The sequence below is a fragment of the Haloferax sp. ATB1 genome (assembly GCF_000730175.1).
This window is the reverse complement of the sequence record NZ_JPES01000047.1, coordinates 82403-89486: the sequence shown is the minus strand read 5'-3', so window position 1 is coordinate 89486 and position 7084 is coordinate 82403. Positions and strand designations below refer to the sequence as shown.

Here is a 7084-nt window from a genome sequence, read left to right as displayed (position 1 = left end):
ACACCAGCGCCGCCGACATACGCGCCGGCTGCGACGCCGCCGACGAGGGCTGCGCCTCGCGTTGCACCACCAATCACCTTCGCGGTGAGGGGCGTCGCGTACGTGAACGTCTTCCAAGTCACATAGAGTGAGATGAGTGGGAGAGATACAGAGACGAGATAGCTGAGAAACGCTGAATCAGGTGTTAGCGACGCTCCAACGTACAAGAGGTCGTATCCCTTGAAGATTATTGCAGCTGGAAGCGGAAGAACAGCCAACGGGACGAAGCGTTTAGCGAATCCCATTGCAACATCCGAGACAACTGGGATGTTTCCGTAGGTGAGAGCGAATGCGATCGGCATCCCATACAGATAGACGAAGAGAAGGATTGTCCGAATGTAGAACACCGCTTCCAGGGCCCACATAGAAACACCACCCAGAAAAGCGAACAGCAGGCCTAAGCTCGGGTTGGTGATGGAACCCCCTAGAAAGCGCAGCATCGCCGTAGATACTGAAGAGACATCCGGCAGTAGAGCGATAGTGAATCCATCAATAAGGAAGAGTGAGAGGGCACTAATCCAGTACCAAGAGATAATCAAGACGGCACCGACCCAGGCAGTTTTCTTGGTTTTTCGTGCTTCGTATGCACTACCGATATTGAATATTCGGATCGTATGACGGCCCTGGACACACATTATGAGCAATACGAGTGCAATGAGCGTTATTTCGCCACCAATGAGTCCATCGTGAATCGCTGGCCAAGGCGTATTGGTTGGATCACCAAAGACGAACACACCATCGGTCTGAGGCGTCGGGGTTCCAAACATACCTTCAGACAACGTTCGGTATCCAGACCGCAAACCCTCCATGAACGAAGAGATAATCCACTCAACGATGTCTTTGAACCCTTCTAGTACGACATCGATTAAGTCAACCATTGGTCAGGCCTCCGTGATAGTGACCTCACACTCACTCATACTGTTGGACCCAGAGTACGTCACATCGAACGACTTCGAGACTTGATTTGCATCAACTCGGGTCTCAATAATGGTTCTAAATTGTCCAGAGTTCCCCTCAGAGGAACAACCCATGCCTTTCTCTGATTCTGAACCGAATGGGAATGAGTTACTGAACAGGTCAACTGTCTCTCCCGGCGCAACAATGACTTGTTCAGTTTCGTACATTCCACTCCCACGAGGGTCCGAAATAGGATTCGGAACGTCTTCAGCAAATATCAATTCAACAACTGCGTCAGGGCCTGTTCCATGATTCTCCACGGTGACTACTGCTTCACCGTTTTTGAGACGGTCTGTCTCAGTATCTCCATAGACCTCGTCCCACGGCTTATCCGGGACATTCCGAAACAGCCCAACGTCCTGAATCTCAATCTGGGGGCTAATCTCAAGCAAACCCTCAGCAACCGTCTCCTCACCATCCAAGGCAACGACACGGTACTCACCGGGTTCGTAGGCAGTCCCGATTTCGAACGAAACCTGTCGTGCGCCGGCGGCAAGCCCACGCTTCCCGAACAGTTCTCCATTCGGCTGTATGAGGTTCACCTGCTCAACGGGTGCGTCAGCGTCGGTCTCGACAACGATGGCTTGCTCCTCGACAGCGATGCGTGAGAGAGGGCCAGCACGCTCGGTCGTCGCAGACGTCTGGTCGGGCGTCGTTGTGCCCGAGTTACGGCTACTATCGAGGCAGCCAGCAACGCTGGCGAGTGTGACCCCGCCGAGGGTTCGGAGGACAGTACGTCTATCAATCGGTGAATCGGTTGGAATCATTGGTTTCTGTAGGTGCTATCTGTCGGTCCAAACATGCGGAGGAGTCGGCGACCGGCGTAGAACGTCACAACGAACGGGATCGCCTGCCAGCCGACTTCGAACACGAATGCAACCCAGCCCTCGAGAGTTCCGAGCGGGTGCCAGCGAACCGAGGCCGTGTCGCCCACATACGCCGGGTCGTGACCAAGCCATGTGCCGGGGTGGTAGCGGGCGGTGTAGATCCCCGGCTCGTCCAGCGTGACGATCGCGATGCCACTCTCGTTGGTCTCAACACGCTGGTCACCCACCGTGATGTAGCCGCTGTGTGACGATCCGCCAATCGGGTACTGTCGGTCGCTCCCATTCGATGCGATTGGCGCACCTGTCTGGTTGTCGCGCAACTCGACTCGGAGCGTCGCGTTCGACGTCGTCTGCGAAACGAGCTCGACAGAGAGGTTACTCTCTCGAAGCTGTCGCGCTGACCCGACTTGGGGGTCGACAATCGTGGCATTCACCCCGCGAACGATCCCACTTACCCGAAGCGCCTCCGGGTCGACAGTCTCTGCACGGACGGCCAGCCCGTACGTGGGCGTGTAGGACTGGTTGACGACCTCGACGGTGACGTTCTCTCCGATCGTCTCACGGGGTGATGCCCGTTCAGCCCCCCACGTGTCGATGATATCCGGGCCATCGCGAACCGGCTCTGCGCGCGGCCCGATCTGTGAGGGATACGCATGAACTCGGACGGGAATCGCATCCGACTGTGCCGTGGTCGTCGTTGTCCCGGTCGACGTAACGAGTGTGTCCCAGTCCGTGTTCCGAGCGGTGTAGAACCGCCACACACCACGGACTCTGGAGCTCTCATCGTCGGTGAGCGTATAGCCCTGCCACGGCCGGGACTGGAAAATCGCGACGCCAGTCTCCCCGTTCGGATACTGCGCGTAGTATAGGGGTACGCTGCGAGGTCGTAAATCTCGGCATCGAGTGTATCCGAGACGGTTCGTGTCTCGGTCCGGTAGTTGATTGTCGTCTCAGATTCGCCACCAACCGTTGTCTCGACGGTCTTCTTGAGGCGAACGGAGATGGTCGCTTCGAGCGTGAGATTCGCGCTCCACGAGTGGGTAGTCTGATACTGTAATTCTGGCGTGTGAGTGCCTGCAGTCGAGGCAACCGGGATACCATCGATTTTCAGACGGGTGTTCTCAATCTCGTGGGAGACAAGCGTCCAATCGACGGTCCGATTGCCCGTTTCGTTCCCGGTTGGAACACGAACACGATAGTCGACGAGCCCGCGAACCATCCCATTGGGAGCGATATAGAGCGGCGTCTCACCCGCATCGAGATGGCCACGCGTCGATGGCGTGACCGCGAATATCGTCGCGTGCGCATCATCGATGAACGTCCCATCTTCGAGTGACGCATGGGGCGGGTACGTCGACGTGTCGGGCCCGCCGGCGTCGAGATCCGCGAAGTCGTTGCGCGTCCACGTCGCGGCTGTTGCCGGCGGCCGGGTGAACGTTATGTCAGTCCCATTGGCGAGCTGGTGGAGTGCCGTTCGGTCGTCGCCGTACTGCTGCTGGTAGGCCTGTTGGCTGACGTAGCGGTCGCTATCACGAGACCAGAGCGTTGCCGCCTCGTTTTCCGTGAGGCCGTTTGTTTCAGTCCCTGGTCTCGGGGGCTGTGCCGTGGCGAGGCCGATAATGGAACTCGACACGAGCAAAGCGGCTACCAGTACGGAGGGCACTCGATGCTCCATGGGAGGGCAAAGGTGGATTGGTGGGGCTTACCAGGGAGCGAGGTTCACACAGTCACCGAGTGGGAGGCCCATGATCGACGCTACGACGGTATACAGCGGGCCGAGCACCGCCAAGATGAGGGCGGACTTGAGTGCTGCGCGCTTGTGGACTTTGAGTCGCTTTTTCTGTTCGGGGCTGGCCGTGAAGATCTCAGCGAGGGAGTCGGCCTGCCAGATGACTGCTAACCCAATGAAGCCGAGCGTTGTCGTAATCTGGAAGAAGCCCTCGACCATCCCCGGCAATTTCTCAGCGCTGCAGACCACGCTGTCTTGTGCGGCAACTGGCTGGACAGCAGCGATCGTGAACAGGACGCTCCCGATCGCGACGTGTCGGAGGATAGACCGGGAGGGCCGTAGCCGATGGACGGACTGAGCGTCAGCAGAGAACTGGTGTGAGTCGGACATGAGGTCACTTGGTGTGGTCGTACACGAGCGCTTGGAGGTCGGCGTAGCGACTCGTCATGGTTGCAATCTCATCGAGCGAGTAGCCCAACTCACGCGCTTCGGTGAGTTGCGCGCGGAGTTTGTGCGGCTCAACGTCGCGAAGTTGCATCTCGTCGCGGAGGGCTTGCCGATAGAGGGCCGATGCGTTGAGATGGTCGTTCCACCTGAGGAACAACTCATCGATGTCTTCGACGGTGACTGAGCGGGAGATCATGTGTTCGGTATCGTTCCACACCGATTGTCTTGCGGTGCATACATGTCAACTAAATTTCCGGAATATTATATATTTACTGGCCAACATGAAGTGTGGTAGCATGCCAAACTAGGTGCTAGAATACCTGAGGCAGATAGGAACCAGACTATTGCTGTCAATCCATACTGGTTGAGATATTGTCCCGCCGAAACTGAGAACTCACTCTTCAATGCCAAACTTCGAAGGATACTGTTGGTACCGCCACCAACATAGTTATTATGTTGGCAGACATACCAACACTCGTAGATGCCACCCTCCGATGAAGTCGAAGTTCTGTATCAAGACACCCGCGAGTTTGATAACAAAATTATTCATATCCGTATCCTCAGCGTTCCCAAATCGGAGAAATTCCCAGAGGGTGTCAAATACGGGCTTCACTACGGTCGGAAGGGAGGCGACGATCCTATCGTTCGTTACGACAACCATCACGGTGTACACGAACGACACGAGGGAGATACCGTCGAAGAAATCCCATTCCCAGGGGTAGAAACACTACTTCGACGCTTCCAAGACGAAGTTGAAACACACCGATAAACCAGTAGGGGCCATCTACACCAACCAACAAACCATGACCGAAAACACACTCACCGTCCGCGTCGAATCGAACGACGAGTTCTTCGACCGTGCACTCGAAGCCGCAGCGAAAGCCGACGCTGGTGAACTGACTGATGACCACACTGGCGTCTCACTTCCAGACGAGGCTGCACTTGCACGTGTTCTGAGCGAAAAAAATCTCGAACTGATCCGGACTACTGCCCGCGAAGAACCGAAGAGTCTCCGCGAGCTCGCACGACTCGTTGATCGTGACATCAAGAACGTCTCGAACGCTATCAACGACCTCGCAGAACTCGGACTTGTCGAATTTGAGCAGGATGGCCGATCAAAGCGGCCGGTCGTCTGGTACAGCGATATCCACGTAGAGTACGACCTTGGCGTTGGGACTGACGATACCGAGGTCGCTGCACAAGGGTGAAGAACGTACTCAACTTTCTACTTCCTTCGTGAAGTGGCTTCATCTCTAATCTACAACAGAATCAGTATCACATGCGTCTCCACACTCCCCTATGACGAGTGATTCGACGATACTCGGTCGATGTCCTGACTGTGGCGAAGAGACTGAGGCATACCAGTCGATCATCGAGTTTGAGGATAGCGATGGCTCAACTGGCGTGTTCGCAGAGTGCTACTCGTACGACGAAGTTGTCCGCCCAGAGTGACGAACTGGCGCTACTTATCCACGAGGAGGTCTATGCTTGCGCCCGAATGTTGGACGATGCGTCGCAGCACGTTGTAACCTAGCGCGAAGCAGGAAGTCGGCGTCATCAATTTAACCAACAAAATTTTTGATTAGCGTCGTTGGTCTTCCCGGGCGAGAAAGCGAGATATCCTCTGAGAGCGTATTTCTAACGTTGTGACACGCCCAGTTGGGAGCCAAACAGAGTTAGAAGCGCGGCGACGGCTTGCCGTCGCCTTGCTTCGGCTAGGTCACAGCGTCTCCGACGTTGCACAAGTCGTTGACGTCTGGCCTAGCTCGGTTTATCGCTGGAAAGACGCCTACGAAGCCGGTGGCGATGCTGGTCTTACCTCAAAACCGGTCAAAGGCGGCCCATCGACCAAGTTATCGGACGAACAGCTAGTAGCGCTTGTGGCCCTCCTCGAAGAGGGGCCGCAAGCTCATGGGTTCGATACTGATCTCTGGACGCTCAAACGCATCGCGGTGGTGATTGACCAAGAATTCGGCGTCTCTGTCGGCTAAACAACCGTCTGGCGATATCTTCAGAAGATGGGCTGGAGTTGCCAGAAGCCTGAGTGTCGCGCGATCAAGCGCGACGCGAATGCGGTTCGTCGCTGGAAACAACAGACGATTCCGACACTTGAAAAAAAAGCGCGAGTGAACGATCTTGCGCTCGTGTTTCTCGACGAGAGTGCCGTCCGAATGCAGTCGACAGTTCGGCGAACGTAGGCACCGTGTGGAAACACACTAATCCACCGGAATTCGGGTAGCTGGCAAAGTATACGTGCGATTGCGGCCCTGACGGTCGCGCCGAAAACTGGCGCGACCGCCTTGGATTATTGGCTCTCTGAGAAAAGCATCGACAGCGAGAAAATGGCATTCTTGCTCCGCGATTTATTCAATCAACGAGGACAAGATTGTATCCTCATCTGGGACAATTACCCGGCGCACAAACCGACAGCAAGGATGATGACAACACCAGGATGGCCGATGGCTCCCAAGGTCACCATCGACATCCAGTTCCTCCCGACCTACGCACCAGATTTCAATCCGGTCGAACAGGTCTGGAAATTGGTGAAGCACGACGATCTCGCGAACTACGTACCCACTGATCTCGCCACGCTGAAAGCACGATTCGATCAGTCGCTCCGAGCAGTGCAAGATCGGCCGGAACTACTCAGATCCTTTGTCAGATGGGCAGGATTCGATCTTGATGAGTCGCATTACAAGTGAAAAGACCAATTAGAATTGTTGGTTAATCTTATCGTATATTAACTCGAGAGTTCCTCGATAACCGCTACTGTAGCAGCGAGTGTCTGTCGCCGGTCTCCCGTTCTTCTATCTCCTGGTTCAACTGCCGAATCACTGTTGAGAGTAGCTCAACTACGTCCGTCGTCTCAGGGAGACGGCCATCGGGACGAGGGACGTTCCCACTGCGAATTTCGAGATCGGTCCGCCGTAGATGCTTGCACCCACCGCTCGGGCTCCGCTTCGAGAAATCTGGACACGTACACGTCGCACTCGCAACGTCGACCTCGTAGATGTTCCCTGACTCCGATTTCACCTCGTAGATTCCTCCCTTCTGTAGTAACGAGACGTCCATCTCTTCAGTTCGA

General features: G+C 55.6%; 8 protein-coding genes and 3 pseudogenes. 5 read left to right on the top strand and 6 right to left on the bottom strand.

Going from position 1 to position 7084, the window contains the following annotated elements; genetic code table 11:
• From ATB1_RS08055 to ATB1_RS08035, 5 genes and pseudogenes are all read right to left on the bottom strand, one after another.
• Positions 1 to 917: hypothetical protein (locus tag ATB1_RS08055; protein WP_042663152.1), on the bottom strand; the 917-nt coding region annotated here is incomplete at its 3' end.
• Positions 918 to 920: 3 nt separating this feature from the next.
• A complete protein-coding gene (locus ATB1_RS20575) occupies positions 921 to 1763 on the bottom strand; it encodes a hypothetical protein (protein WP_082256345.1) in 843 nt (280 codons plus the stop codon).
• Positions 1760 to 3498, bottom strand: a pseudogene (locus ATB1_RS08045) (hypothetical protein). Before ATB1_RS08045 ends, ATB1_RS20575 begins: the two are co-directional and overlap by 4 nt.
• A gap of 27 nt (positions 3499 to 3525) precedes the next feature.
• The gene (locus ATB1_RS08040; RefSeq protein ID WP_042663150.1) at positions 3526 to 3942 is read right to left on the bottom strand and encodes a hypothetical protein; all 417 of its coding nucleotides are present in this window, start codon (positions 3940 to 3942) and stop codon (positions 3526 to 3528) included.
• A 4-nt stretch (positions 3943 to 3946) separates the two neighbouring features.
• Positions 3947 to 4195, bottom strand: a complete 249-nt coding sequence (locus ATB1_RS08035; RefSeq protein WP_042663149.1) for a hypothetical protein — start codon at positions 4193 to 4195, stop codon at positions 3947 to 3949.
• 285 nt (positions 4196 to 4480) lie between these two features.
• Here ATB1_RS08035 and ATB1_RS22370 point away from each other — a divergent pair, with 285 nt between their 5' ends.
• From ATB1_RS22370 to ATB1_RS08010, 5 genes and pseudogenes are all read left to right on the top strand, one after another.
• Positions 4481 to 4768 (top strand): DUF6516 family protein, encoded by a 288-nt coding sequence (locus ATB1_RS22370; RefSeq protein WP_082256344.1) that lies wholly within the window; start codon positions 4481 to 4483, stop codon positions 4766 to 4768.
• A 34-nt stretch (positions 4769 to 4802) separates the two neighbouring features.
• Entirely contained in the window at positions 4803 to 5207 is a 405-nt protein-coding gene (locus ATB1_RS08025; protein WP_004967633.1) for a winged helix DNA-binding protein, read from the top strand.
• Positions 5208 to 5645: 438 nt separating this feature from the next.
• Positions 5646 to 5990, top strand: a complete 345-nt coding sequence (locus ATB1_RS20565) for a helix-turn-helix domain-containing protein (RefSeq protein ID WP_157837728.1) — start codon at positions 5646 to 5648, stop codon at positions 5988 to 5990.
• Between the two features lie 15 nt (positions 5991 to 6005).
• A pseudogene (locus ATB1_RS24570) lies at positions 6006 to 6197 on the top strand (winged helix-turn-helix domain-containing protein); the annotation flags it as partial.
• Positions 6198 to 6215: 18 nt separating this feature from the next.
• Positions 6216 to 6701 (top strand): annotated as a pseudogene (locus tag ATB1_RS08010) (transposase); the annotation flags it as partial.
• A gap of 64 nt (positions 6702 to 6765) precedes the next feature.
• Here ATB1_RS08010 and ATB1_RS23115 read toward each other — a convergent pair.
• Positions 6766 to 7071, bottom strand: a complete 306-nt coding sequence (locus tag ATB1_RS23115; protein WP_349674955.1) for a hypothetical protein — start codon at positions 7069 to 7071, stop codon at positions 6766 to 6768.
• Positions 7072 to 7084: the final 13 nt, after the last annotated feature.